The following is a 26,905-nucleotide window of genomic DNA, read 5'->3' as shown; positions in this document are numbered from 1 at the left end:
GTGCCCGATCGGTGGCGGCGTCGTCCGAATTCATCGCCTGACATCCACTCCTCCCGCTACGAAGCTGTCCAGCTCGGCACGGCCGAACAGGCTCGCGTCGCCGGGCAGCGAATGTTTGAGCGCGGTGAGCGCCAGGCCGTCTGCTGCGGCTTTGTCGATCCCCTCGCCGATCCGCAGCGCGTGGAGCACGCCCGCGGCAAAGGCATCGCCCGCACCGATGCGGTCGACGATGCCCGAAAGCTCGAGTTCCTCGGTCTGCGCATGGCCGTCGCGCGCATCGACGCGGGCCGACAGGCGGTGATGGTCTGAATCGACCACATGGCGCGCGGTCGAGGCGATGATCTGAAGTTTGGGAAAGGCCGCGAATGCCGCCTCGGCCGAGGCGCGACGGCGATCTCCGCCATCGCCGCCAAACTCGCGGCCGAGCAGCAATGCGACATCGCGATGATTGCCGAACATGATGTCGGCATGGGTGATCAGTTCGGTGAGGATCGCGCGCGGATCACTGTCCCAGCTTTCCCACAGCCGTGCGCGGTAATTACCGTCGAACGAGATCGGTATGTTGCGTGCCGCGGCGGCGTCAGCGGCGGCCAGTGCGGCGGCGGTGGGAACGGGCCCGAGCGCCGGGGTGATGCCCGACAGATGCAGCCGGTCGACGCCGTCCAGCAGCGCCGCCCAGTCCCAGGCGTCGGCAGGCGCCTCGGCGAAGGCGGAATGGGCGCGGTCGTAGATGACCTCGGTGGCGCGCATCCCGGCACCGGGGACGACGTAATAGACCCCCATGCGCCCGTCGCGGCGCTGGACGCGGCGGCAATCGATGCCGTGGCTGCGCAGGCTCGTCAGCACGCCGTCGCCAAGCGGATTGGCGGGGAGCGCGGTGGCGAAGCCGACGTCATGACCCAACCGGGCGAGTGCAGTGGCGACGTTCGCCTCGGCGCCGGCGGTCCAGACGTCGAGGCGAGGCGTTTGCAGCAGCAGCTCGCGATTGGGTGGCGAGAGCCGCAGCATGACCTCGCCGAACGCCAGGAATTGAGACATTTACATCCTCCCCGTTCGTGCCGAACCTGTCGAAATCCCGTTCTTCTTCCACCTCGCGGAACAGAAGAACAGCCCTTCGACAGGCTCAGGTAGCGGCCTTCATCGCGCCAGCCAGCCGCCATCGACGGCGAGGATGTGGCCCTGGACGTAATCGGCGGCGCGGCTGGCGAGGAACACCGCGGCGCCGCCGAGATCGGCGGGGGCGCCCCAGCGCTCGGCCGGAATGCGGTCGAGGATCGCCTTGCTGCGCGCTTCGTCGGCGCGCAGCTGTGCGGTGTTGTCGGTCGCGATATAGCCCGGTGCGATCGCGTTGACGTTGATGCCTTTCACCGCCCATTCGTTGGCGAGCAGCTTGGTGATGCCGGCGACGCCCGATTTCGACGCGGTGTAGCTCGGCACGCGGATGCCGCCCTGGAAGCTCAGCATCGAGGCGATGTTGATGATCTTGCCCGATCCGCGCTCGATCATGTGACGCCCGGCCGCCTGGCACAGGAAGAACACGGTCTTGACGTTGATGTTCATCACGTCGTCCCAGTCCTTCTCGGAAAAGTCGACGGCGTCCTCGCGGCGGATGATGCCGGCGTTGTTGACGAGGATGTCGACCTTGCCGAGTGCGGCGATCGCTTCGTCAACCACGCGGCCGACCGGCTCGATCGATAGCAGATCGGCCTCGATGAAATGCGCGCGGCGGCCGAGTGCCTGGGCCTTCTCGATCGTCTCGCCGGGCGAGACATGGCCGACCACCGCAAGGTCGGCGCCGGCTTCCGCCAGCGCCAGCGCGATGCCCTGGCCGATGCCGGTATTGGCGCCGGTGACGAGCGCGACCTGGCCCGTCAGGTCGAACGGATTGTTCATGATGCTGTCTTCCCTGTTCGCGGTTTCGCCGGTCACGCCAACTGGCAGATGTCGAGGACGTTCATGTCGGTATAGTCCTGGTTTTCGCCGGCCATCGCCCAGATGAAGGCATAGGCCTTGGTGCCGGCGCCCATGTGGATCGACCAGGGCGGCGAGATCACTGCTTCCTCATTGGCCATGGTGATGTGCCGCATCGCCTCGCCTTCGCCCATGAAGTGCATCACCCGGTCGGTGTCGGCATTGTCGAGCTCGAAGTAGAAATAGATCTCGCTGCGGCGCTCGTGGATGTGCGGCGGCATGGTATTCCAGACCGAGCCGGGCTTCAGGACGGTCAGCCCCATGACCAGCTGTGCGCTGTCGCAGATACCGGGGATGACGAGCTGGTAGATGGTGCGCTCGTTCGATTCATCGAGGCTGCCGCGCTCGAGCGCATTGGCGTTTTCGATCGAAAGTTTGCGCGTCTGGCATGCCTTGTGCGCCGGACACGACGCGAGATAGAAGCGCGCGCCATCGCCGGCGAACACAACTTCCCTAGCGCCCATAGTGACATAGAGGCAATCCTTGTTGGCGAGCTCGAATCGTTCGCCATCGACCGTGACGACACCTTTGGCCGTGCCAACATTGACGATCGCCAGTTCGCGCCGCTCCAGAAACGGGTGGCCGGCTGCCGAGGGCGGCTCGGTCTGATCGGGCAGCTTGACCTCGCCCGTCGCGACGGCCACGCCGCCGATCACGAAGCGATCGGCATGCGTGTAGTTGAGCACGCATTCACCGTCGCGAAACAGTCCCTGGATCAGATAGCGATCGCGCAATTCCTCGTTGGAGACGCACTCCATCATGTCCGGGTGCGTGGCGTAATAGGTCCGGTCGAACATCGATAACTTCTCCATGGATTGCAGGCGCGGGACGCCAATGAGCGGCTATGCGACAATCACGTCGCATATTTTGGGATATTATCCCATAGTGAACAACGATCAGTCAATGCGGTAGGCCTTGCGAACGAGCCGGCTGGTAAGATCGAGCGCCACTTCGGCGGCTTCCCAATCCGCCATGCGTCCTTCGGCGACGAGACGGGCGAGGAAGGCGCAATCGGCGCGGCGCGCGACATCGTGGCGCGCCGGAATCGACAGAAAGGCACGGGTGTCGTCGTTGAACCCGACGGTGTTGTAGAAGCCGGCGGTTTCGGTCGCCAGTTCGCGGAACCGCCGCATTCCCTCCGGACTATCATGGAACCACCAGGGCGGGCCGAGGCGCAGGCACGGATAATGGCCGGCGAGCGGGGCGAGTTCGCGCGAATAGCTGTCCTCATCGAGGGTGAAGAGGATGATTGTCAGACCGCGCTCGTTGCCGAAGCGATCGAGCAGCGGCTTCAATTGCTCGACATAGCCGGTCTGAGTGGGAATGTCGGCGCCCTTGTCACGCCCGTGGCTTTCGAACAGGCCGGCATTGTGGTTGCGGAACGCGCCGGGATGGATCTGCATCACCATCCCGTCCTCGACGCTCATCGCCGCCATTTCGGTGAGCATCTGCGCGCGGAACAATTCCGCGTCCGGTGGCGTCCAGTTGCCCGAGACGATCTTGCGGAACAGTCGTTCGGCCTCGTCGGGAGCGAGGTTGGCGGTCTGCGCAGTCGGATGGCCGTGATCGGTCGCGGTGGCGCCGGCAGCGCGGAAATCGGCGCGGCGCTTGCGGTGCGCGGCGAGGTAGCCCGACCAGCTATAGACATCCTCGCCGGTCAATTCGGCAAAGACCTGCATCGCCGGCTTGAACGCTTCATGCTCGACGTCGATCACCGCGTCGGGGCGATAGGTGGTGACGACGCGGCCGCGCCAGCCCGACCGTTGGATGCGATGGTGGGCGTTCAAATCGTCCTGCGGTCCTTCGGTGGTCGCGAGGAAATCGATATTGAACCGGTCGAACAGCGCGCGGGGACGGAAGGCGTCGGTCGCCAGCGCGGCATTGATCGCATCATAATAATGATCGGCACTATCGCCATCGAGCGCGACGTCGATCCCGAACACCTCAGCGAAGACATGGTCGAGCCAGAGGCGCGACGGTGTGCCGCGGAACAGGTAATAATGGTCTGCGAACAACCGCCAGGCCGCGCGCGGATCGGTCGCCGGCGTGCCGTCGCGGCGCGGGATCGCCAGCGCGTCGAGATCCACGCCCTGGCTGTAGAGCATGCGATAGACATAATGGTCGGGCGCGAGCAGCAGGCTGGTCGCATCCTGCCACGGCGTATCGTCGGCGAACCAGCGCGCATCGGTATGGCCATGCGGGCTGACGATCGGCAGGCCGGCGACGTCCGCATAGAGCGCCCGCGCGATCGCGCGCGTCGTGGAGTCGGCCGGGAACAGCCGGTCGGGATCGAGGTCAAGCGGTCGTTTCATGCATCCTTCCCGGGGTCGCGCGATGATCGCGATTAGCGGTGATGGTAACCGGTGTCAGAGTCAAACTCAACCGGTAGCGGCGTTCAATCGTCAGGTTTCGGCCGGCGGCGCCACCGAAGCGCGACGGATCAGCGTCGATCTGAACATCGACGGCTCGGCGACGGGTTCCTCGTCGCCGGCGATCAGCTTGAGCGCCGCCGATCGCGCCATCGAGGCGATCGGCCAGCGCACCGTCGTCAATGGCGGCCAGATATGCGGCGCGATCGGCGTATCGTCGAAGCCGATGATCGAAAGGTCGCGCGGCACGTCCAGCCCGCGCGCCCGCGCAGCGTGGATGACGCCGGCCGCCATCTCATCGTTGCACGAGAAGATCGCGGTCGGCCGCGGCATCAGGTCGAGCAGGCGTTCAGCGGCGATGAGCCCCGATTCGAACGTGTAATTGCCGTCGGCAACCAGGCTGCGCGGAAAATTGATCTTCGCGGCTTTCAGCGCCTCCTCGAACCCCAGGCGGCGCTCGCGGGCCGAGCGGAAGCCGTGCGGCCCGGCGATCAGCCCGATTCGCTTGTGCCCGCAGGCGATCAGATATTCGGTCGCCGCGCGGACCGCCTCGCGATCGTTGGAGGCGACCATATGCTCGTCACTGTCGAGATGAGCAGACCCCATCCGCACGTAGCGGCAACCGATTTCGGTGCAGGTCTGCGCGACCTGATCGTTCTCGCTGACCGGCGGCATCAGTAACACACCGAACAGGCGCTGCCGTTCGAGGAAGTGACGCAGATCCTCGAGCATCGTCGCCGAGCCCCGGTCGACCGGGCGCACCACCATTTCGAACTCGGTGCCGTGCAGCGCTTCGAGCATGCCTTGCTGAACGTTCATCACCGTTTGCGCGTTGGGATTGTCATGGACCAGGCCGATCAGGAAGTTGCGCCGCAATGCCAGCGCCCGCGCCTGCGGATTGGGAATGTAGCCCAGTTCGGCGATCACGTCCTCGACGCGCTTGCGCATGTCGTCCGAAAGCAGCGGGGAGCGGTTGATTACCCGGCTGACGGTTTTCTTGGAAACGCCCGCGATGCGCGCGACATCGTTGATTGTCGGCTGACCTGTCTTCGCCATGACCGACGGCATAGCGGCGAATGACGAATTGCGCCATTGCCTTCCGCTGACCGAGCTATAGGTTCGCGCGCGAAAGCTGACACCGGTTAACTGACGAGGATACATGCAAGCGTTGCAGATCAATCCCGCCGATAGCGTCGCGACGCTGATCGAGGCGGTGGAGAAGGGCGGTCGCGCAACGGTTGCCGACGTGCGTCGCCATGGCGAGCGCGAGATCGCGTTGTGGAAGCGCGGGGTGACGCTGTGACGCGCCTGAATGCCCGGACAGTGGAACAGGCGAACGCCGCCAGGCCTGTCGCGCGGCCGACGGGGACCGGTATCGTGCATTTCGGCCCCGGCGCTTTCCACCGTGCGCACCAGGCTGATTTCATCGACCGCCTGATCGCGCAAGATCCGCGCTGGGGAGTCGCGCTGGTGTCGCTGCGCAGCGGCCGCACGGTCGTCGATATGGCGGCGCAGGACGGGCTCTACACGCTGGCGGTCCGCGACGCGCAGCCATCGAACCGCATCATCGGTTGCCACACGCACCTGCTTGGCCCCGACGATGCGGCGGAAACCCTGCGGCTGCTGTCCGCTCCGGAAACGGCGCTGGTGACGACGACGATCACCGAGAAGGGTTATTGCCTCGCGCCCGACGGGACGCTGGATATCTCGCATTCCGACATCGCCCGCGATCTGACGGGGGAGAGCGCGCCGGCGAGCGCGATCGGCTGGATCGTCGCCGGCCTTGCCGCGCGCCGTGCGGCTGGCCTGGCCGCCTATGTCGTGATGCCGTGCGACAATATGGCGAACAACGGCGCCAAGCTGCGCGCCGCGCTGCTGACCTTCGCGGCCGCTCGCGACACCGATCTGGCAGACTGGCTCGACGCCGAATTGCGGGTTCCGGCAACGATGGTCGATTCGATCACGCCTGCTTCCGATCCCGATTTCCTCGCCGCGCTCGCCGACGAGATCGGGCTGGAGGATCGTGCCGCGGTCCAGCGCGAGGCGTTCGCGCAATGGGTGGTCGAGGATATCGGCCCGATCGGCCCCGACCTCGCCGCAGCCGGCGTCGAGATCACGTGCGATGTCGCCGGGTTCGAACGGGCCAAGTTGCGCATCCTCAACGGAGCGCATTCGACGCTCGCCTATCTCGGGCTCTTGCGGGGTCATGCCAGCGTTGCGGAGGCGATGCGCGACGCGGCGCTGGCCGATTATGTCGAGGCGATGATCGTCGAGGAAATCCAGCCGATGCTGCCGCCGGTCCCCGGCCTCGATCTCGACGCTTATCGCGCGGCGGTGCTGACGCGCTTTCGCAACCCGGTCATCGTCCACGCGCTCGCCCAGATCGCCTATGACGGGTCGCAGAAGCTGCCCTATCGCCTTTACGATACGATCCTCGCCAACCGTGCTGCGGATCGCCTGCCGCGCCGCGCGCTCGGCGCGGTGGCCGGCTGGCTCGCCTTTGTCGCGATGCGCACACGTGCCGGCGAAGCGATCGTCGACCCGCTCGGCGAGACGCTGGCCGCGCTCGGCTCGCGCGGCGATGCCGAGACGATGATCACGGCGTTCGTCGCAGACCCTCGCCTTTGCCCGCCACGGCTCGCGCAAGATAAAGAAGCGATCGACAGCATCGGCCGAGCACTGGCGGCTTTGCACGCCGATCCGAAAAATCTCCCGGAATAACGGTAAATTAGACAGAATATTTCGATCCCTCTTGTTACTGACACCGGTTTCCCTTAAGCCCTCGAACATTCACAGGTAGAGCAGGGGAGGGTTCCGACTTGCCATCGGACGATTTTGCCGAACAGGCGCCGCGCATTGCCGCTGCGTTCGTCAGTGCCCGGCGCGAAGCGCGCGCATTACCCGATTATCCCGGCGTGTTGCCGACCCGGCTGGCCGACGGTTACGCGGTGCAGGACGCCGCGATCGGCCTGATGGGCGAGCGGATCGGCGGATGGAAGGTCGGGCGAGTCAATCCTCCGATCGGCGACATCGCCCGGCTGGCCGGCCCGATCTTCGCCGACCGTATCGTCGAGGCGAACAGCGAAACCCCTGAAATGGTGATCTTTTCGGAGGGGTTCGGCGCCGCGGAGGCGGAATATCTGCTGCGCGTCGCGGCCGCCCCGCTGATCGGCAAGACCCGGTTCACTCACGAAGAAGCCAAGGCGCTGATCGGCGGCGTGCATGTCGGCATCGAGGTCGCGAGCTCGCCGTTTCCAGGCATCAACAGCTATGGCGCACCCGTTACCGTTTCGGATTTCGGGAACAATAACGGCCTGGTGATCGGCGCACCGATCGCCGGTTGGCAGGACGATCGTTTCGAATCCTGGGCCGTCGAGCTGCGCATCAACGGCGACGTCGCGGGTTGCGGCCAAGCGGTAGACATGCTTGACGGCGCGATCGGCGCTGCGCGCTTCCTGTTCGAGGCGATGGCCGAGCGCGGCATCTCGCTCGAGGCGGGCCAGTGGATTTCGAGCGGCGCGGTGACCGGTGTCCATCCCGTCGGGGTGGGCGATACGGTCGAGGCGCTGTTCGACGGGCGGATGGGCGTGACCTGTACGATCGGAGCAGCGTAGATAAGGCAACCGAGAGAAGCCGCACGAGACGGCGATCAAATGGAGAGAGTGAATGGCTGAAGCGGACGCCGTGATCGATCGGGCAGCGGAGCGGGCGGGGCGCTATCGCTGGGTGATCTGCGGGCTGCTCTTCGCGGCGACGGCGATCAACTATGTCGATCGCCAGATGATCGGCGTGCTCAAGCCCACCATGTCAGCGGAAATGCACTGGACCGAGTCGACCTATGCCGACATCGTCATCTGGTTTCAGTTCGCCTACGCAATCGGTTATCTGGGCTTCGGCAAGCTGGTCGACCGGATTGGTGCGCGCTGGGGATATGCGCTGGCCTTCACGCTATGGACGATCGCGCACATGCTGCACGGCGCAGCGCGCAACGCGGCGCAATTCTCGATGGTCCGTTTCCTGCTCGGCATCGGCGAATCGGGCAATTTCCCCGGCGGCCTCAAGGCGGTCACCGAATGGTTTCCAGCACGCGAGCGCGCGCTGGCGACGGGCATCTTCAACGCGGGGTCCAATGTCGGCGCAATCGTCACGCCGATCATCGTGCCGATCATCACCATCGCGATGGGGTGGCGCGCGGCGTTCGTCATCACCGGGTTGTTCAGCTTCGTCTGGCTTGCCGTCTGGATCGCGGTCTACCGCCGCCCGCGCGAGAAAGCCGGCGTCTCCGCCGCAGAAATCGCGTGGATCGAGAGCGACCCTGCCGATGTCGGGGAGACAATTTCCTGGACGCGCCTGCTGCGCTATCGCCAGACGTGGGCCTTCGCGATCGGCAAGTTCCTGACCGATCCGATCTGGTGGTTGTTCCTGTTCTGGCTGCCCGATTATCTGTCGAAGCGCTACGATCTCGATCTCGTGAGCTTCGGTCCGCCGCTGGTTGCAATCTATGTCCTGTCGGACCTCGGCTCTGTTGCGGGCGGTTTCGCCTCGTCTCGGCTGCTGCGCCATGGCTTTTCGGCCAATGCTGCGCGCAAGCTGACAATGCTGGGTTGCGCGATCCTCGTCCTGCCGATTTTCTTCACGCAATATACGCACAACCTCTGGGCCGCCGTCGGCATCATCGGTCTGGCGACCGCCGCGCACCAGGCGTGGTCGGCAAACATCTACACGCTGCCGTCGGACATGTTCCCGCGCACGGCGGTCGGCTCGGTGATCGGGATCGGCGGAACGGCGGGGGCAATCGGCGGCATGGTGATGGCGAAATTCACCGGCTACATGCTCGATACGACCCACAGCTACACGCTGATTTTCGCAGTAGCGGGCTCGGTCTATCTGATCGCGCTGGCAATTATCCAACTGCTCGTGCCACGCGTCGAGCGCGTTGATGTCGCTACGCTGGAGGCGGACGCGGCCTGATCGGTCCGCGCGGAAGCGCCGAGCGGGCTCGACTAAGCTGAACCCTCGGCCGGGAGCCGTCTGGCCGCGCCGCCTCAATCGCGTTCGAGCGACTCGATCACGCCGGAAAAGTCGAGCCCGCCCTGGCCGGCAGCGACAAACGCCTCATAGATTTCGCGTGCCTTGGCGCCGACCGGGGTCGAGGCATGAACATCCTCGGCCGCTTCCATCGCCAGCCGGAGATCCTTGAGCATCAGCGCGGCGGCGAAACCGCCTTGATAATCGTGGTCGGACGGGCTTTCGGGCCCGACGCCGGGCACCGGGCAATAGCTCGTCATCGACCAGCTCTGCCCCGACGAGACCGAGGCGATGTCGTAGAAGGCCTGCGGCGCGAGCCCGAGCTTCTCCGCCAGCGAGAACGCCTCGCAGGTGGCGATCATCGTCGCGCCGAGGATCATGTTGTTGCAGATCTTGGCGGCCTGCCCCGCGCCGTTGGCGCCGGCATGGATCACCGCCTTGCCCATATCCTCGAGAAAAGGCCGGGCACGTTCGAACGCCTCCTCGCTGCCGCCGACCATGAAGGTCAGCGTGCCGGCATTGGCCGCGGCGATCCCGCCCGATACGGGCGCATCGACGGCCGTCAGTCCCTCGCCCTCGGCCGCTTCGGCGATCCGCTTGGCGGTGGCGACGTCGATCGTCGAGCAATCGATCAGGATCGCGCCTGAAGGCGCCGCGCCGAACACGCTTTCGGCATAGACCTGCTCGACATGCTTGCCGGCGGGCAGCATGGTGATCACCGCCTCGGCGCCATCGGCCGCTTCGCCGGCCGACGCGACCGGGAGGCAGCCGGCCGCCTTGGCCCGCTCCAGCGCTTCGGCCGAGATGTCGAAGGCGCGGACATCGTGTCCCTTCTTCGCCAGGTTGGCAGCCATCCCGCCGCCCATATTGCCGAGACCGATGAAACCGACGCGTGCCATTCTTCTCTCTCCATTACCGTCATCCCGGTGCAGGCCGGGATCGCATATTGCATGAGATGCCGGTCTTCGCCGGCCTGATCCTCTTTATTTACCCGTCCACTTGCCCGGCCGCTTCTCGACGAAGGCGGCCATGCCTTCCTTCTGATCCTGGGTGCCGAACAGGCCGTTGAACAACCGACGCTCGAACTGGACACCCTGCGCCAGCGTCGTCTCGAACGCGGCGTTGACCATTTCCTTGTTCGCCTTGACCGCGAGCGGCGCCATGCCGGCGATCGTCGCCGCCGTCTTCACCGCTTCCTCGACGAGCTCGGCGGCCGGGATCACGCGGCTGACGAGGCCGGCGCGCTCGGCTTCCTCGGCGTCCATCATCCGGCCGGTGAGCACCATCTCCATCGCCTTGGCCTTGCCGACCGCGTGGGTCAGCCGCTGCGAGCCGCCCATGCCGGGCGACACACCGAGCTTGATCTCCGGCTGGCCGAACTTGGCGGTATCGGCGGCGAGGATGAAATCGCACATCATCGCCAGCTCACAGCCGCCGCCGAGCGCATAGCCGGCGACCGCGGCGATCACCGGCTTGCGAGTGCGGGCAAATTGCTCCCAGCCGGCGAAATGGTTGGTGCCGTACATTTCGGCGAAGCCCATGTCGGCCATTTCCTTGATGTCGGCGCCGGCGGCGAACGCCTTCTCGCTGCCGGTCAGCACCGCGCAGCCCTGGCTATCGTCGGCATCGAAGGCTGCTAGCACGTCGAGCAATTCGCTCAGCACCTGCGCGTTGAGCGCGTTCAGCGCCTTGGGCCGGTTCAAGGTAATCAGCGTGACCGCGCCGCGCTTCTCGACCAGCAGGGTTTGATATTCAGCCACTTCCATCTCCATATTCGTCACCCTGAACTTGGTTCAGGGTCCATGGACCATCATCGCCGTTTCGCGCGCCATCAGTGTTGCGCCATGGATGCTGAAACAAGTTCAGCATGACGGTTCGAGTCAATTCGGCGTCCACGCCTCGTCCTCGGGCAGCGGCGCGAAGATCTGGTCGATCACATGGCTCGTCACGCCGTCGGGCGTCGCCGGGTTCCAGTGCGGCGCGTTATCCTTGTCGACGATCACCGCGCGGACGCCTTCGAGGAAATCGTGGCGCTGCACGACGCGGCTCGCGACGGCATATTCCTGACGCATCTCGTCGGCGAATGTCTGCATCCGTGCGCCGTCGGCGAGCAGCCGCAGCGAGACTTTCATCGTCTGCGGGGATTTGGCCTGCAACGTCGCAAGCTGCGCCGTCGCCCATTCGCTGCCATCGGCTTCAAGCGCAGCGAAAACCTCTTCCAGCGTATCGGAAGCGAACAGCCGGTCGATCGCATCACGATGCTCCATGATCGGCGCCGCCGGCGGGTCGGCCGCCAGCGGTTCTAGCGCCAGATCGATCGCGTGCGGCTTGTCGGCGATCAGCTCCTTGGCCTGGGTCAGCGCATCGGCGGGCAGATAGTGCGTCGCTAGCCCCAGCGCGAGGCACTCGGCGCCATTGAGCCGGTGGCCGGTCAGCGCCAGGTATTGGCCCATTCGCCCCGGCAGGCGCGACAGATACCAGCCGCCGCCGACATCGGGGAACAGGCCGATTCCCGTTTCGGGCATCGCGAACCTGGTATTCTCCGTCGCGATCCGCACCTTGGCCGGCAGCGAGATGCCGACGCCGCCGCCCATGGTAATGCCATCCATCACCGCCACCACCGGCTTGGCGTAGGTGAACAGCGCGTGGTTCATCCTATATTCGGCGTGGAAGAAGGCACGCGCGTCGGCGCCGTCGGTCCGGCCGCTCTCGGCGAGCATGCGGATGTCACCGCCGGCGCAGAAGCCGCGTCCTTCGGCATGGTCGATCAGCGCCGCTTCGACCGCGAGGTCGCCGCGCCAGTCCTCCAACGCTGCCGACATCGCCAGACACATCTCGGTATTGAGCGCGTGCAGCGCCTTGGGTCGGTTGAGCCGGATGCGGCCGATCCGGCCTTCCTTGAACGTCAGTACGTCGTCAGTCACGAATGCTCCCGTCTTGAATTATTGCCGCAGCAGATCGCGGCCGACGATCATCCGCATCACCTGATTGGTGCCCTCCAGAATCGAATGCACGCGCAGGTCGCGCCAGAAGCGTTCAATCGGGTAATCCATCAGATAACCATAGCCGCCGTGAAGCTGTAGCGCGCGATCGACCACCGCCGAGCCGGTATCGGTGGCAAGCCGCTTGGCCATCGCCGCGAAGCGCGTCTTGTCGGGCGCATTCGACGTCACCTTTGCGGCAGCGGTGTAGAGCAGCATCCGCGACGCCTGCAGCTCCGTTTCCATGTCGGCGAGCATGAACTGCGTGTTCTGGAAATCCGCCACTGCTTTGCCGAACTGGTGCCGCTCCTTGGTGTAGCGCACCGCCTCGTCGAGGCAGCGCTGCGCGCCGCCCAGTGAGCACGCACCGATATTGAGCCGACCGCCATCGAGCCCCATCATGGCGATGCGGAAGCCCTCGCCCTCGCCGCCGACCACATTTTCGGCGGGCACACGGACGTTATCGAACATCACTTGGGCGGTTGGCTGAGAGTGCCAGCCGAGCTTGCGCTCCTGCGCGCCGAAACTTACGCCCGGCATGTCCTTTTCAATGACGATGCAGGTGATGCCCTTGGGCCCATCCTCGCCCGTGCGGACCATGCAGACATAGATCTCGTTCTCGCCGCCGCCCGAGATGAACTGCTTCGAACCGTTGACAACGTAATGGTCGCCGTCACGCACCGCCCTGGTCTTGAGCGCCGCCGCATCCGAGCCCGACGAGGGCTCGGTGAGGCAATAGCTCGCGAGTCTGTCCATCGTGACGAGGCTGGGCAGATACTTGTCCTTGACGGCCTGACTGCCGAACCGATCGATCATCCACGACGCCATGTTGTGGATCGAGATGAAGGCGCTGGTCGAGGGGCAGCCATAGGCCATCGCCTCCATGACCAGCGCCGCCTCGAGCCGGCCTAGATTGATGCCGCCGCTCTCCTCGCTGACGTAGATCGACGCGAAGCCGAGTTCGGCGGCTTCCCTGATCACGTCGCGCGGAAAGATATGCTTCTCGTCCCACTCGGCCGCATGGGGCGTGATGCGGTCCGCGGTGAACTTGCGCGCCATCTCCTGGATCGCGCGCTGATCGTCAGTCAAATCGAATTGGTCGGTCATATCTCTTTCTAACACCGCTGGTAGCGATAGTGATCCGGCGTGCCCCCTTCGGCGCGCACCAGTTGCGTGGCCGCAGCATCGAGCGTCAGCCGCGTCGTGCTGGTCCAGCGTTGTCCTTCGCCGGTCATGTCGAGCACCAGCGTGACGTCATAGGGTGAATGGCGGACGATCCGTTGCACCGATCCCTTCGACTCCCAGAACTTCAGGTGATCGGCGCTGATCGTCAGCAATCCCTTGGTCGCAAGGCTGTTCGGGTCGCAATCGGCCTTGGTCATGCCCCAGCGCCCGACGAAGCTGGGCGGCAACTGATAGGCGAGGGCATGCGCGGTTGGCTGCGGCACCGGCAGCCCGCCGAGCTGTGCCGCCGTCTGATTGACCGATACGGCATTGTCGATCGCCGCCTTGGCCTCACGATCCTCATGCGACAGCGCATTGCCATCCTCGCTGGCGTGGCATCCCGCCAGCGCGATTGCGGCACCGATCAGAAGCGAGCCTGCCTTCATCGTCAGCCCATCGTCGGGATGACGAAGGCGTTCTCGCCGGTCGGCGAGCCGTCGGGCCAGCGCTGGGTGACGGTCTTGACCTTGGTCCAGAACTTGACGCCCTCGGTGCCGTATTGATTGGTGTCGCCGAACGCCGAGCGCTTCCAGCCGCCGAACGTGTGATAGCTGACCGGCACCGGGATCGGCACGTTGATGCCGACCATCCCGACATTCACGCGGCCAGCGAATTCGCGCGCGGCGTGGCCGTTGCGCGTAAAGATCGCGACGCCGTTGCCATATTGGTGATCCGAGGGCAGTCGCACCGCTTCCTCGAAATCCTTGGCGCGGACCATCTGGAGCACAGGGCCGAAGATTTCCTCCTGGTAGCTCTCCATGTCGGTGGTGACATGGTCGAACAGGCTGGGGCCGATGAAGAAGCCCTTCTCATGCCCCTGCAACGTGAAGCCGCGGCCATCGACGACCAGCTCCGCACCCTCGTCGACGCCTTTCTGAATCCAGTTTTCGATGCGCGCCTTGTGCTCGGCGGTGACCACCGGACCGTAATGCGCCTCGGCATCGGTCGAAACGCCGACACGCAAGGCTTCGATCGCCGGGATCAGCTTTTCCTTGAGCGCCTCGGCGGTCTTGTCGCCGACCGGCACCACCACCGGTAGCGCCATGCAGCGCTCACCCGCCGAGCCGAACGCCGCGCCCGACAGCTCGTTCACGACCTGGTCGAGATCGGCATCGGGCATGACGATGCCGTGGTTCTTGGCCCCGCCCATCGCCTGCACGCGCTTGCCCGCCGCGACGCCGCGCTTATAGACGTAATGCGCGATGTCCGACGATCCGACGAAGCTCACCGCGGCGATATCGGGATGGTCGAGGATCGCGTCGACCATTTCCTTGTCGCCATTGACCACCTGCAAAATGCCCTCGGGCGCGCCCGCCTCGCGGAACAACTCGGCAAGGCGCATCGGCACACTCGGATCGCGCTCCGAGGGCTTGAGGATGAAGGCATTGCCGCAGGCGATGGCCATGCCGAACATCCACATCGGGATCATCGCGGGGAAGTTGAACGGGGTGATGCCCGCGCCGATCCCGAGCGGCTGACGCATCGAATAGACGTCGATGCCGGGCCCGGCGCCATGGGTATATTCGCCTTTGAGTACCTGCGGGATGCCGCAGGCATATTCGATCACCTCAAGGCCCCGCTGCACATCGCCACGCGCGTCGGCGATCACCTTGCCGTGCTCGGACGAGAGGAGGTGCGCGAGCTCCTCCATATTCGCCTCGATCAGTTCCTTGTACTTGAACATCACGCGGGCGCGGCGCTGCGGGTTGGTGCGCGCCCAATCGGGCTGCGCGGCCTTGGCGGCGGCGACCGCCTTGTCGAGTTCGGCCTGGCTGCCGAGCGCGACCGTGGCCTGCACCTGGCCGGTATTGGGATCGAACACCACATGGCTACGCGAGGCGCCGCCGCCCGAATGGCCGACGATATGGTGGTCGATGGTACGCATGGTCTCTCTCCTTCAGGGGGAGGATGGCCAGTCGGACGGTTGCAGGCAACAGCGAGTTTTGCAATTAACATCTGCATTCATGCAGGCGCTTCAGTGGAACGATCTCCAGGATTTCCTTGCCATCGCGAGAACCGGTCAGCTCGCCCGCGCCGCGGCGCAACTCGGCGTCGATCCCACCACCGTCGGCCGGCGGCTTCGCCGGCTGGAGGAACGGCTCGGCCGCACGCTTTTCGAGCAGACGCGCGAAGGGCAGGTATTGACCGAGGCCGGCGAGGCGCTCCTCGCCCATGTCGAGACCATGCAGCGGGCGGCGGAGCGGATCAGCGAGCAGCCCTCGGGCCAGTCGCTGACCGGGCAATTGCGGGTGAGCGCGTCGGAAGGTTTCGGCACCTGGTTTATCGCGCACCACCTTCATCACTTCATTGATCGTCATCCCGATCTGACGATCGATCTGGCGGCAACCAGCGGATTCCTCAGCCCGTCGAAGCGGGAGACCGACATCGCGATCCTGCTGGCGCGCCCCCAGGCCGGCCCGGTGGTGAGCGGCAAGCTGGCCGACTATCGGCTGCGACTCTATGGCAGCCGGCATTACCTGGCGCAGCGCGGGACGCCGGATAGCCTGAGCGAACTCGCCGCAGGGCATCACCTCGTGGGCTATATTCCCGATCTGCTTTACGCGCCCGAGCTTCGTTACCTCGACGAGCTCGACGACCGCTTGTCGCCGACAGTGCGCAGTTCCAGCATCAATGCGCAATACCGGCTGATCCAATCAGGGAGCGGCATCGGCGTGCTGCCCTGTTTCATCGGCGATTCGGATCAGACGCTCGTCCCGCTGCTGCCGCGGGCGACGATCACGAGATCGTTCTGGATCGTCACCCACAAGGATACGCGACAGCTGCAACGCGTCCGCGCGTTCAGCGAATGGTTGACGGATACCGTGCGCCGGCATCGGCAAAAGCTGCTCGGCACGCGTGACCGAACGGCGCCGGAGCCGGCGCGATCAAATCATCTCTTGATATAGCCGGGTCGGCTCGCCGCTGATCGCGAACCACGGCAGGAACGTCTGCGGATCGGGGCCCGCCGACGTCCAGATCGGCGACCCGCCGGTCTTCCGGGACGCTGCCATCATGTCGCCGAGACGTTGCGGCGGGAAGCGATCGCCCGCCGCGAACAACGCCAGCGGGCCCTGCATCAGCGCGACACGATCGGGATGCTGGGCGTCCACCGCCTCACCGCGTAGCGGCATGTCGATATCGAGCGCGACGCGGTCGCCGCTCCGCCATTCGCGGGTGATGGTCGCGAAGCGGCCCGGCCGAATGCCCGAGACGGCGCGCTCGTTGACGGTGAGCCGTGTTTTCGGGCCGGCCCATGCCGGGATGCGCACGCGAAGCGCCATGGTCGTCGGCCGATCGGTCTCGATGCGCATCCGGATATCGGGCGAAAGTGGATAGCCGCCCGACTGGACCAGCGTCACCGCCTGTCCGCGCGGCGAGCGCCAAATGGCCTCGGAGGGGGTGTAGAGATTGACGTACAGGCCGCTCGCGTCGCGCAGATAGGCGCTGATCGCGTAATCCGCGGTAAGCTGGCCGATCGTTCCCGAGCAGCACGGGCAAGTGTAATCGAAATAGGTCTTCGCGCCGATGCGGTTGTAATCGGCATAATAGAAGGCCTCGCCGGTCGGCTTGAGCGGCAACAGGCCGAGCGCGGCATTGTAGAACAGCCGCTCCATGCTGTCGCCAAAATGGCTCTCGCCGGTTGCGCGCATGAGATATCGAGCGACCTTGAAATGGCCGTATGTGCCGCACGGTGCCTCGAAGCTGGCATGGGTTCGATCGAGACTGTCGCCCAGTCCGCCGGAGCCGGGCTCGATGAACGCCTCGTTCGGCCCCCAGCCGCCGGTGGCGAAACTCTGATCGAGGACGAAGCCGAAGCCGTTGCGCGCGGCGGCGAGGTGCAATGCGGTGCCGTCGACCAGATAAGCCTTCATCGCCGAGGCGAGCGCGTTCATGTGGCTATAGGCATGGCGATGCGGCAACACGTTGCGGCCTGCCGCTAGGGGGCCGAAATAGGTGCTGTCGAGCAGATAGGCCTGCGCCATCCGATGGAAGCGATCGCCGGCGCCGCACTCGGCCGCGATGTAGAGGTTTTCCGCCAGCGTGTAGGTCTCGTCCCAATTGAACGCGACGTTGGGATAGTGGCGATGCTGGTCTATTTGCCTGTCGAGCGCATGGCCCGGCAGATAGGGCGTGACGGCATCGGTCGCCTTCGGCACCAGCGCCAGTGCTTGACGATTGCCCGCGAACCGCCAGGCATCGAGCAAGCCGATCAATATCTTGTCGAACGTGTAAGCGGGGAGGGGATAGCCGCGGTAGAAATCGGGCGTGATCGTCGGCGCGAAGCCGGCCACCAGGCGATCGACCTTGGCCTTCGCCGCCGCATCGCCGAATGCTGCGTGGCCGCGGGCCATGGCGGACAGATACTGGCCCATGCTGTGGCCGGGGATGAACCCGTGCATGTCGCGCGGCGGATCGAAATCGGGCGAGGAATCGTACCAGCCGCCGAACCCGTTCGATCCTATCGGCATCCCGGCCGCCGCGCGGAACGGGCGCAACAAGGCGTCTTCGTCCATCGCCAGCAATGCGTCGAGCGTCTGCCGGGCCTGGCGGCGAGCGATGCCGTCGTGCAGCGTTACGTCCGCATAGTCGAGAAGCTCGAGCGCCTTGCCACGAACCGGCGCCGCATCGAGCCGGCCGCCACCGATCAGCGGCGCGGCAGACAGGATAAGAGCGCCTTTGACTATGGCCCGGCGATTCAGCGCCACGATAGTACCCGCGCCCTGTCGACCAAACCTCATGGCGCGGACCGGCTCGGCGTGGTGACGCTGCCGAAATCGACCAGCGACACCGTGCCCAACCCACCCGCGCTCGCATCGGGCTTCCAGACTGCGACGACGATGCTGTTGTGGCCCTTCGGATCGAGCACGCCGGTCGGGATGGGGAAGCGATGCTGCGGACCCATGCCGGCGATATAATTGCCCATCTGCCAGCCGTTGACGAAGATCGTCGCGCGATAATGCCGGCCCGGCGGATCGGTGATGTCGATCCCCACAGATGTGTCTTGCCCGCGAGGCAGATCGAGCGTCACGTCGGTGCGATACCAGGTAACGCCGGCGCCTGGATCGCTGGCGGGAAGCGTTGCTGGCTGCCAGGCGCCGGCCTTGCCCGGATCGAGCGGCCAGCGCTGGCGCTCGCCATACAGGCCGCCGAAATTGTACGGCCCGCGCAGGGCATCGGGCGCCGTGGCCCCCTGGATACGCCAGGTGACGGCATTCGCGGGGGCATCGATCGGCTTTGCCTCGATCAGGCCGCGCGCGGTGCGGTTTTCGCCGGTCGAGTTGTAATCCTCTTCATGGCCCATATCGACGGTGAGCACGGAGACGACATTGTCGCCCTCAGCGAGATATTGCGCCGGAAAGCCGAAGGACCGCTCCTCGTTGCCCGTAAGGCTGCCGAGGAAATGGCCGTTGAGCCAGACCGAGAAGGCGCCGGCCGGACCACCGCTCCGCGCCTTCAGATAGATGCCGGTGGGGGCAGCCTGGTGCGCGTCGGCGGTGAAATGGCCGCGATACCAGGTGTTGCCGGTGTGGAAGCCGTAATCGTCGGCGAACAATACCGGCAGCGATCCCGGCTCGGTGATGCTCGCGGTGGTCGTTTTGTCGGCGATCGTCCAGCCGGCGTCGTCGAAGCCACGCTCGATCTCGGGCGCGCCGGTGTGGGTCTGCCAATGATCGAGCGCCGGAAGCGTGATGGCGCGCGCGATGGGCAAGGTGACCGTTACCGAATGCGATGGCGTCGCGACGGTCGGCAGCGTCGCGCTGTTCCAGGTGATGGACGTGCCCGAAGCCGCGAAGATCTCCGCGGCGGGATTATCGGCGTTGTCGCCGGTGAGCGCGAGCGTATTGCCGTCATACCGCGCTGTCCGCAGCAGATGGCCGCCGAGCATCAGGACGGGGCCCTGCGGCGTGTCCTGCCGCCAGATGCGGCGCGTGGCGGGCGTGTCGGCGAGCAGCAGCAGCAGCGGCTTGGCGCCGCCTTCGATCAGCACGCGCGCGATGCCGTCATGCTTGTAATCGAGGGTGAGTTGCCCGTTCTTCCATTGCTGCGCGACCTTGCCTGACAGGACGGAGACGCGGGGGCGTGAAGCGAAGGTGAGCGTGGTTTCGCCGTCGGTCCCGGGCCGGCCATAAAGAACCGCGACCTCGCGCCCGCCGATCGCGGCATCGGTCATCAGCTCGGACGTCGAATAGACAAGGCGCGAACCGCCGAGATCGTAATCGGCGAGCAGCATCCTGCTCTCGCGGCCGTCGACGGTGATGGCGGTGCCCGGTGCCTGCGGCACGCGATCGAAATGACCCTCCATGGTATCGAGCGCGAGATGCGTTTGTTCGACCGAGGTCGCGGTGGTGTCGCCGTGCCGGATCAGGTGAAACTGAGTGCCGGTATCCGGATTGGTGCGCGCGATATCGACCAGTTCGGGATTGTCGAGCCGCGCCGCCGCGCTCGCCTTCGTCTTGAGGAGCGGTGCTGTGCTGTGCAGGAAATAGCCGATCCGCTTGTCCTCATAGTATTTAGGGCCGAGCTGTCGCGCCTCGGTGATCGCCGCGCCGTAATCATAGGAGGTGTAGTTCTGCGGGATCGCCTGCCAGCCCCAGGACGTGCCGCCAAACAGCATGTAGAAATTCTGCGCAGTGGCGCCGCGCGCAATATTCTCTTTGTAGAAGACGTTGGCGAAGCGATCGTTGATCAGATCGGCGCATTTGTCATAACCGGGGCCGCCCCAGGGATCGAAGGCGCCGCCCTGGAATTCGGCGGTGAACAGCGGTTCGCCGGCGAACTTGTGGGATGCCATGTTCGGCGCGGGCTTCCACTTTTCGGGATGCGAGCAATCGAAGCCCTGCGGGTAATAATCCCAGCCGCTGACCTGGACCGCGCCGGTGCCGCTGACAAAGGTGGCGTCGTGGTTGCCGACCAGCGGCACGGTGATGCCGTCGGCCCGCGCCTTGTCCTCCAGATGCTGCATATAGGCACGGCCGTCGTCGGTGCCTTTATAATATTCGTTCTCGATCTGATAGGCGATCACACTGCCGCCGCCGTCGGTGATCTGGTGGCGCGCGAGGATGCGATCGATTTGCGTCATCCACTCGTCGGCGAGCCTCAGATAAGCAGGATCGGGGCTGCGGTTCTTGACCGGCTTGTTAGTCAGCCAAAGCGGAAAGCCGCCGCTGTCCACCTCTGCATTGATATACGGGCCGGGCCGGGCGATCACGTAGATGCCGGCATCTCGCGCGTCGTCCAGCAGCTTGTCGAGATCGCGCACCCCGGTGAAATCATATTCACCCTCGCGCGGCGAATGATATCCCCAGGAAAAGTAGATCGAAGCGGTGTTGAAGCCGGCCGCCTTCATCTTCTGGAAGATATCGGGCCACAATTCGGGGCTCGGCAAACGATAGGGATGAACTTCGCCCGACCAGAGATAAACTCGCTTGCCGTCGATCATGAAGCTGTAATCATCAAACGTGACGCGGTGGGGCCGGGCGGAGACCGCGGCCGGCGCGGCGTGCCCCGCGCCCGATGCCGGAAGCAACGAGACGGCAATCAGCGAGGCAAGCGCGCGGCGTTTCATGATAATCCCCTCGATTTTTGTCTTCGATCGGCGACGACGCGGTGATTGACCGGGTGGCGCGCGCCGCCAACATCGCCCGCACCGTAGCAATCTGTCCTCGAAAAACAATATATCTGTTATATATGACGATCTGCGTGACGGTCTCGTGCCGATTCTTGGTCAGGATCGCTGAAATCGAGCCCTTTGGATTTATCAGACAAGCTGGTTGGGCGCCAGTTTTCGGATTCTTGCCGGTATGACACTGGGCGAGATCAATCGGTGGGATGCGTTTCGCCATCGAGATCGATCGCTTCGCGCACCACGGCAATCCGATCGCCGTCGTCACGCATGACGTAGAGCTTGCCGCGCGCATGATGGAAGGGGCGGTGCAGCACCATCATCAATTGGCCATCGAAACGGCGGAACAGCATGCCGTGGCCACTATCATGCTTGACCAGTGGCGCCAGCTGTTCCCACGGCCCAGTGATCCTGCCGCTTGTGGAGCGCGCCAGGGTCTCAACATAGCTGCCCTTCTGATAGCTCGACCAGAGCATCAGAAGCGTGCCGGTATGCGTGCGGAAAAGTTCAGGCCCGTCGGTGACGAGATTGCCCTTGGCCTTGTCAGCCGGGGTCAGCCACGGCGCCGCGGAGGCGTTGAACAACAGGCGCGGCGGCCCAGCCTCGCCGAGACGGTCGTCGAGCGGCATCGCCTCCATCGCGCCGTCGCCGATCTGTACCCATTCATGCGCGTAGACGAGCCACGGCTTGTCGTGCGGATCGACATAGAGCGTGCCGTCGAGCGTCATGCGACTCTTGTCGGCGATCGGCGCGCCGTTGCGGACCAGCCGATAGGGGCCGTTCAGTCGATCCGACACCGCGAGGATCGTGCTGCGTCGAATGCCCTCGCGATTGCCAACAGCCGGAATCGGCGCGTCTTGATTGTGAAAGGTGGAAAACAGATACCAGCGGCCGCGCCAGCGATGGACTTCGGGTGCCCAGGCGCCGGCGTTCGCCCAGCTGTTCTTCGGCAGCGCGAAGACGACTGCAGGGCGCGTCCAGTGTTTAAGGTCGTGGCTCGAATAGGCCATGATGCCGAGCCGGGGATCGCCCGTCATGCGCGGCTGGTTGGTGGTGAACAGCCAATAGGTCCGCGTTGCCCTGTCCGCGATGATCCACGGGTCGTGGAGCGGCATGTCGGGAAGCGTCAGCGGCGCAGATGCCGAGGCGATGGCCGGCGGCACGTTCGGTGCGGCGAGGGCGGGAGCGCACAGCAGCAGGGCACCGCTCATCAACGATAGGAGGCGCATGGCTCTCCTCCTGCATCGCCCCGGCGCAAGATGAGCGTCGCAATCGCACGCGGCGGAACCGTGGTGCCGTCGACGCAGGCGGCATCATGGGTTGCATCGGTCAGCACCATGCGTGCGGTCCACCCCTTGGGCAGCGCTAGCGCGCGCGCCACGAGGCCGCCGTTGACGTGCACCAGCACGAGTTCGTTGCCGTCCGGCGACAGCGCGCCGGCAGTATCCACGTCGTCTACCGCGACCAGCCGGAATCCCGGCCGTATATAGCGGCTGAACTGCGCCATCGCCCAATATTTTCGGGTGACATGAATGGGATGAGGCACATCGGCGGACGCGCGCAAGTCGGTCTTGATCAAGCCCCAGTTGGAACCGCCCGCGCCATCCACGGCGCTGACATTCTCGACCGCTTGCCAGAACACCCAGGCAGAGGGCCGGAGCCGCTTGAGATCGAGAACGACGTGCTCGGCGAAGGCGAGCGGCGAGGTCATGCCCTCAAAGTTTTCGGGATCGTCCGGCATCGGATGGTCGTTTTCGCTCATCCACAAACGGATGTCGGCGGCGCGGGCGATATCGCGCACCGCGCTCTGGTGGACGGTGCCGTAGCTGTGGACGTTGAGCTGACCGATCTTCGCGCGCGCCGCCGGCGGAAAACCGGCCCAGTCCGTGACGAACAATTGCGAGCTGGTTTCATCGGGGGCAGCGACCGCCGTGTCGAGGCCGCGCGCCTCGATCGAGGCAGCGGTCGCTTCGATCATCATCGCCTGGCGGGCGGGACTCCAATGCGCGCCCTCCTGGCGATTGCCGGCATACCAATAATCAGTGTCGGGCTCGTTGACCGGCGAAAGCGTGCGGAAATGGATGTGCTGGCGCCGTTCCAACTCGGCGACGACGCGGGTCAGATAGTCGGCGAAGCGGCGTTCGAAACCGGGGCGGAGATTGTCGTCTGTCGCCTTCCTGGCCCCGGAAACCTCGCCCGAAACGGTCATGAACCATGGCGGCGAGTTGGAGAAGGCTTCGAAGATCGGTTTCGCGACGCGCTGCTTCACCGCATCGAGCCACCAGCGCTGGTTCGCGTCCTGCGACCAGTCCCACATCGCGGGATCATCGGGCCGCCACCAATCGCGTCCGGTCGATGCGTCGGGTTCGTGCCAGAAGCCCGCGACATTGGCGCCCGGTTGCGATAGCGCCTTGGCGTCGGGGGCGGCGCCGCCGCCGATATTGTAGCGCGCAATGGTCCAGCCGAGCCCCTTGGGGCCGTAAAGCAGATCGGCGAGATGCTGGCGGTCGGCATCCGGCCATCCGCCAGTGACGTTGGCGAACCACGCGAGAGCGGTGCCCCAGCCCTCGAAGCGCGTCGTCGGTCGATCGATCTCGGGGTGGAGCGCGATGCGAACCGTCGCGGCGGGGCCGTCACGCCGGGCCTGCGCAGCCGCACTGGTGATCGTTGCGCCGGAGGCCAATGCGGCGAGCACCAGGCGGACCCCGGCGCGCCTCACGCCGGCGCCAAGCGTAGCAGCGACGCGCCGTGCGGCGGGATCCGGCGGGCGATCCGCTTTGCGGCGACACCATCCGCGTCGCGTGCCCAGAGATTGCGAACGGCAACCTCGCCGCGGATGCCGATCGCATCGAGATCGACCCCGATGTCGTGGGGGTCGTCGCTTGTATTGAACAGCGCGAGATAGATGTCGTCGTTGGGCGCAACCGCCGTCCAAATCCGCGCGTCGTCTTCAAGGAAATGCGGGCGATTGTCCCGCGCCGCCTGGTTGATGGCGATGACTTCCGGGTTGGTCAGCAACGCGGTCGTCGCGGCGTCGAGATGACGTAAATCCCCGCCCATGATCAGCGGCGACCGCGCGATCGACCACAAGGTCATCAGCGTGCGCTGTTCGTCGGGTGTGAATTTGCTGTCGCGCTTGCCGAGTGCGATCCGGCCAAGGGGCAGCATATCGGCATCGGGCCAGAAGCCGTCGCCCATATAGGCATTCCAGTTTTCGAGCCGCGTGAATTGTGCCTTGAGTAGAGCCCACTCATCCCAGAAATCATCGGATATGCGCGTCATTTGTGCGTACCGCTTCGCATGGTCACCGCGCGCTACCGGCGTTTCGCCGGGGGACATCGACAGGATCATGCGGCGGCCGCTCGCACCTATCGCGCGATGAATGCCCTCGATCTCGGCGGCGTGCGCGTCATAGGGGCGGCTCAGATCGTCGACCTTGACGAAATCGACTCCCCAGGACGCCAGCAGCGCGAAGACCGAATCATAATAAGCCTGCGCGCCCGGCTTCGTCATGTCGACGCCGTACATGTCGGGGTTCCACGAGCAGGTGCTGCTCGTGTCGGCGATGTCTCGCGCACGCACGTCGGTGCCCAATACCGGCAGATTGCGCTCGACCGCGAGGCGCGGAATGCCCCGCATGAGATGGACGCCGAAACGCAGGCCGAGGGCGTGAACCTTGTTTGCGAGTGGCGCGAATCCGTTGCCGTTCGCGCTCGACGGGAAGCGATTGGGCGCCGGCAGCAAGCGGCCATGGCCATCCATCGTCGGCACCGGCTGCGCGCTGTAGGTATAGCTGTTCGCGTCCGGCTCGTACCATTGGATGTCGACGGTCAGGATATCGTAACCGGCGGGCTTCAGCACACGCGCCATGATCGAGGCCTGTTCGAGCGTCTGCGCCTCGGTGATGGTGGTGGCGAAGCTGTTCCAGCTGTTCCAGCCCATCGGCGGCGTATGCGCCAACGCAGGCCCCGCATGCGGTCGCGCGACGACCCGCGGCGCAGCGGCGAGCGAGAGCGCGATCGCGCCACCGCCGAGCACCCCGCGTCGCGACGGGCCGGTCACTTGACCTCCTGAATCGTCACCATCAGCGATCGGCCTTCGGGAGGCAGCCACAAGCCGAACGCGGTCTCGTCGCCGTTGAGCAGATGTTCGCCAACCCAGCGACCGTCTTCGAAATGCCCTTGCTCTACGCTCACAAGTTCGATCGATCCGTGATCGCCGAGCTTGGGCGCGAACTTGAGGTTCGCCGAGGCGCCGGTCAGGATGAAACGGTCGGGCGCTACGCGAGTGGCGATCACGCGGCCGGCGAGATCGCCATTGCCTTGTCCACGCGGCCCGCCATAGCCGTCCTTGACCTCGCCGAAGCGCGCGACGAGATCAACGTTCGGGAACGCCATCGGCACATTGGCCAGCCCGTCCTCCTCCACCGCGACGCGCATTTCGCCGGCGTCGCGCAAGGGAAGCAGGAATGGTGCCGAACCGCGGAGCAACCGGTAATCCACCGCGATCGGCTCATCCTGATCCTTGCCGTCGTGCATGCCGAAATCGGTATCGATGCCGAATTTGGAAATGCCGAGGCTGTGTGGCTGCGCGATCGTCCAGAAGGCATGGCGCGCATGCGCGACGCTGCCGCCGGTTTCGGGCACGAACAGCGGATTGCCGGAGATGTCGTACGCCTTGGCGATCTCGGTATAGGGCGCGACATTGGTGTCGTAATTGTCGACGCCGACGACGTCGATGGCAGGCGCCAGCGCACGCCATTCGGGCAACAGCCACGAAGCGGCGCCCCCCGAAGGCGAGCTATCGCCGGGGCGCAGCAGACCGGGTTGCTGACGCGGCCAGACATTGGCGTAGAGCGGCAGGTCATAAGCCTGCTTTCCGGCGGCAGCGACGGCGCCGATATATTTCGCGGTGTAATAGGCCATGAAGGCTTCGGGCGCGCGATCGCCGTAGGTCGCAGTCCAAGTGCCGGGCTTCGCGTGAGGCATATCGGCGGGCACGTCGCCATCGAAAAGCGCGTCGGCCGCAGGTGAATAATCGCGATCGGAACCGAGCGTACCCGCCTCGTTCTCGACCTGCGCCATGATGACGGTGCCTTGCCTGCCGTCCTTGGCCTTGAGATGCGCCATAAGCGCGCCGAAAGCGCGCGCGTCGGCCTGCATCGCATTGGCGGAAATCGGCGATAGCACATCGATGGGATCGCCGTTCCGATCAATCACGCGCGGAAATCGTTTCGTGTCGCGCTTCACCCAAGCCGGGGTGTAGCTCATCTTGGCGTTTTTCCACGTGCCGAACCACAAGAGAGCGACGCGAACATCCTGCGCGCGCGCCTCGTCGATAATGCCGTCCACCACCGACCAGTCGAACCGGCCTTCCTCGGGCTCGACCGACTCCCAGCCGACCGGCACCATGACGGTGTTCGCATGGCTGCGCTGGATGGCGGATTTGAGGTCGTGGAAGACCGGGGCGAAGCCGCTCGAATTGTTGAGCTGGATGCCGAGAATCAGGTAGCGGTGGCCATCGACCGTCAGTGCAGGCTTCCCGGTGCCAGGCTCGGTGACGAACCGGCTCTGTTGCGCGAATGTCGGTGCGCTACAGGCGGCCAGCATCGCAGCTGCGATCAAGGCATGCTTCATCCGTTGATTTCCTCGATGCTGTCGTGCCGGCCACTGCTCGACCAGAGCCTCTGGTGGTGACTATGAAAGAGG

The 26,905-nt window shown here is 65.2% G+C and carries 22 protein-coding genes; 5 read left to right on the top strand and 17 right to left on the bottom strand.

What is annotated here, in order from left to right; all coding sequences use genetic code 11:
• Positions 1–30: 30 nt before the first annotated feature.
• From K7G81_RS07680 to K7G81_RS07660, 5 genes are all read right to left on the bottom strand, one after another.
• Positions 31–1,038 carry a sugar kinase gene (locus K7G81_RS07680; protein WP_223030205.1) on the bottom strand — a complete coding sequence of 336 codons (1,008 nt, stop codon included), beginning with the start codon at positions 1,036–1,038 and terminating at the stop codon, positions 31–33.
• Between the two features lie 99 nt (positions 1,039–1,137).
• Positions 1,138–1,893 (bottom strand): 2-dehydro-3-deoxy-D-gluconate 5-dehydrogenase KduD, encoded by a 756-nt coding sequence (gene kduD, locus K7G81_RS07675; protein WP_223030204.1) that lies wholly within the window; start codon positions 1,891–1,893, stop codon positions 1,138–1,140.
• A 32-nt stretch (positions 1,894–1,925) separates the two neighbouring features.
• Positions 1,926–2,768, bottom strand: a complete 843-nt coding sequence (gene kduI, locus K7G81_RS07670; protein WP_223030203.1) for a 5-dehydro-4-deoxy-D-glucuronate isomerase — start codon at positions 2,766–2,768, stop codon at positions 1,926–1,928.
• Between the two features lie 99 nt (positions 2,769–2,867).
• Entirely contained in the window at positions 2,868–4,283 is a 1,416-nt protein-coding gene (gene uxaC, locus K7G81_RS07665) for a glucuronate isomerase (RefSeq protein ID WP_223030202.1), read from the bottom strand.
• Positions 4,284–4,373: 90 nt separating this feature from the next.
• The gene (locus tag K7G81_RS07660; RefSeq protein WP_223030201.1) at positions 4,374–5,396 is read right to left on the bottom strand and encodes a LacI family DNA-binding transcriptional regulator; all 1,023 of its coding nucleotides are present in this window, start codon (positions 5,394–5,396) and stop codon (positions 4,374–4,376) included.
• 103 nt (positions 5,397–5,499) lie between these two features.
• On the opposite strand from K7G81_RS07660, the gene K7G81_RS07655 reads away from it, so the two are divergent.
• From K7G81_RS07655 to K7G81_RS07640, 4 genes are all read left to right on the top strand, one after another.
• Positions 5,500–5,643 (top strand): hypothetical protein, encoded by a 144-nt coding sequence (locus K7G81_RS07655; RefSeq protein WP_223030200.1) that lies wholly within the window; start codon positions 5,500–5,502, stop codon positions 5,641–5,643.
• A complete protein-coding gene (locus K7G81_RS07650) occupies positions 5,640–7,061 on the top strand; it encodes a mannitol dehydrogenase family protein (RefSeq protein WP_369412058.1) in 1,422 nt (473 codons plus the stop codon). The genes K7G81_RS07655 and K7G81_RS07650 overlap by 4 nt, the downstream gene beginning before the upstream one ends.
• A gap of 98 nt (positions 7,062–7,159) precedes the next feature.
• The gene (locus tag K7G81_RS07645) at positions 7,160–7,954 is read left to right on the top strand and encodes a 2-keto-4-pentenoate hydratase (protein WP_223030199.1); all 795 of its coding nucleotides are present in this window, start codon (positions 7,160–7,162) and stop codon (positions 7,952–7,954) included.
• Between the two features lie 52 nt (positions 7,955–8,006).
• Positions 8,007–9,311, top strand: coding sequence for an MFS transporter (locus tag K7G81_RS07640; RefSeq protein ID WP_223030198.1), 1,305 nt, complete (start codon positions 8,007–8,009; stop codon positions 9,309–9,311).
• Positions 9,312–9,385: 74 nt separating this feature from the next.
• On the opposite strand, the gene mmsB is transcribed toward K7G81_RS07640, so the two are convergent.
• The 6 genes from mmsB to K7G81_RS07610 all read right to left on the bottom strand — a co-directional run bounded on the left by mmsB (position 9,386) and on the right by K7G81_RS07610 (position 15,458).
• On the bottom strand, positions 9,386–10,267 hold the full coding sequence (gene mmsB / locus K7G81_RS07635; RefSeq protein WP_223030197.1) for a 3-hydroxyisobutyrate dehydrogenase: 882 nt from the start codon (positions 10,265–10,267) through the stop codon (positions 9,386–9,388).
• An 84-nt stretch (positions 10,268–10,351) separates the two neighbouring features.
• Positions 10,352–11,134, bottom strand: coding sequence for an enoyl-CoA hydratase (locus K7G81_RS07630; protein ID WP_223030196.1), 783 nt, complete (start codon positions 11,132–11,134; stop codon positions 10,352–10,354).
• A 114-nt stretch (positions 11,135–11,248) separates the two neighbouring features.
• On the bottom strand, positions 11,249–12,292 hold the full coding sequence (locus K7G81_RS07625) for an enoyl-CoA hydratase/isomerase family protein (RefSeq protein WP_223030195.1): 1,044 nt from the start codon (positions 12,290–12,292) through the stop codon (positions 11,249–11,251).
• A gap of 18 nt (positions 12,293–12,310) precedes the next feature.
• Positions 12,311–13,456 carry an acyl-CoA dehydrogenase family protein gene (locus K7G81_RS07620; RefSeq protein ID WP_223030194.1) on the bottom strand — a complete coding sequence of 382 codons (1,146 nt, stop codon included), beginning with the start codon at positions 13,454–13,456 and terminating at the stop codon, positions 12,311–12,313.
• Between the two features lie 8 nt (positions 13,457–13,464).
• Positions 13,465–13,959, bottom strand: coding sequence for a hypothetical protein (locus tag K7G81_RS07615; RefSeq protein ID WP_223030193.1), 495 nt, complete (start codon positions 13,957–13,959; stop codon positions 13,465–13,467).
• Between the two features lie 2 nt (positions 13,960–13,961).
• Complete coding sequence (locus K7G81_RS07610) at positions 13,962–15,458, bottom strand: CoA-acylating methylmalonate-semialdehyde dehydrogenase (RefSeq protein ID WP_223030192.1); 1,497 nt, start codon at positions 15,456–15,458, stop codon at positions 13,962–13,964.
• A gap of 79 nt (positions 15,459–15,537) precedes the next feature.
• On the opposite strand from K7G81_RS07610, the gene K7G81_RS07605 reads away from it, so the two are divergent.
• On the top strand, positions 15,538–16,479 hold the full coding sequence (locus K7G81_RS07605) for a LysR family transcriptional regulator (RefSeq protein ID WP_223030191.1): 942 nt from the start codon (positions 15,538–15,540) through the stop codon (positions 16,477–16,479).
• On the opposite strand, the gene K7G81_RS07600 is transcribed toward K7G81_RS07605, so the two are convergent.
• From K7G81_RS07600 to K7G81_RS07575, 6 genes are all read right to left on the bottom strand, one after another.
• Positions 16,459–18,279: a beta-L-arabinofuranosidase domain-containing protein gene (locus K7G81_RS07600; RefSeq protein ID WP_223030190.1), complete on the bottom strand. Its 1,821-nt coding sequence runs from the start codon at positions 18,277–18,279 to the stop codon at positions 16,459–16,461. The two genes, K7G81_RS07605 and K7G81_RS07600, sit on opposite strands and share 21 nt — an antisense overlap.
• 29 nt (positions 18,280–18,308) lie before the next feature.
• Positions 18,309–21,140: a beta-galactosidase gene (locus K7G81_RS07595; RefSeq protein WP_223030189.1), complete on the bottom strand. Its 2,832-nt coding sequence runs from the start codon at positions 21,138–21,140 to the stop codon at positions 18,309–18,311.
• A 251-nt stretch (positions 21,141–21,391) separates the two neighbouring features.
• Positions 21,392–22,426: a glycoside hydrolase family 43 protein gene (locus K7G81_RS07590; protein WP_255586775.1), complete on the bottom strand. Its 1,035-nt coding sequence runs from the start codon at positions 22,424–22,426 to the stop codon at positions 21,392–21,394.
• Entirely contained in the window at positions 22,408–23,916 is a 1,509-nt protein-coding gene (locus K7G81_RS07585; RefSeq protein WP_369412057.1) for a glycoside hydrolase, read from the bottom strand. Before K7G81_RS07585 ends, K7G81_RS07590 begins: the two co-directional genes overlap by 19 nt.
• Positions 23,913–25,259 carry a glycoside hydrolase family 27 protein gene (locus K7G81_RS07580; protein WP_369412056.1) on the bottom strand — a complete coding sequence of 449 codons (1,347 nt, stop codon included), beginning with the start codon at positions 25,257–25,259 and terminating at the stop codon, positions 23,913–23,915. Before K7G81_RS07580 ends, K7G81_RS07585 begins: the two co-directional genes overlap by 4 nt.
• Entirely contained in the window at positions 25,256–26,833 is a 1,578-nt protein-coding gene (locus tag K7G81_RS07575) for a DUF5597 domain-containing protein (protein WP_223030188.1), read from the bottom strand. Before K7G81_RS07575 ends, K7G81_RS07580 begins: the two co-directional genes overlap by 4 nt.
• Positions 26,834–26,905 lie beyond the last annotated feature (72 nt).

The sequence above is a fragment of the Hephaestia mangrovi genome (genome assembly GCF_019880555.1).
In the GTDB taxonomy this organism is placed as follows: Bacteria; Pseudomonadota; Alphaproteobacteria; order Sphingomonadales; family Sphingomonadaceae; genus Sphingomonas; species Sphingomonas mangrovi.
The sequence above is the reverse complement of the archived record's forward strand: the minus strand, read 5'-3'. Positions and strand labels throughout refer to the sequence as shown.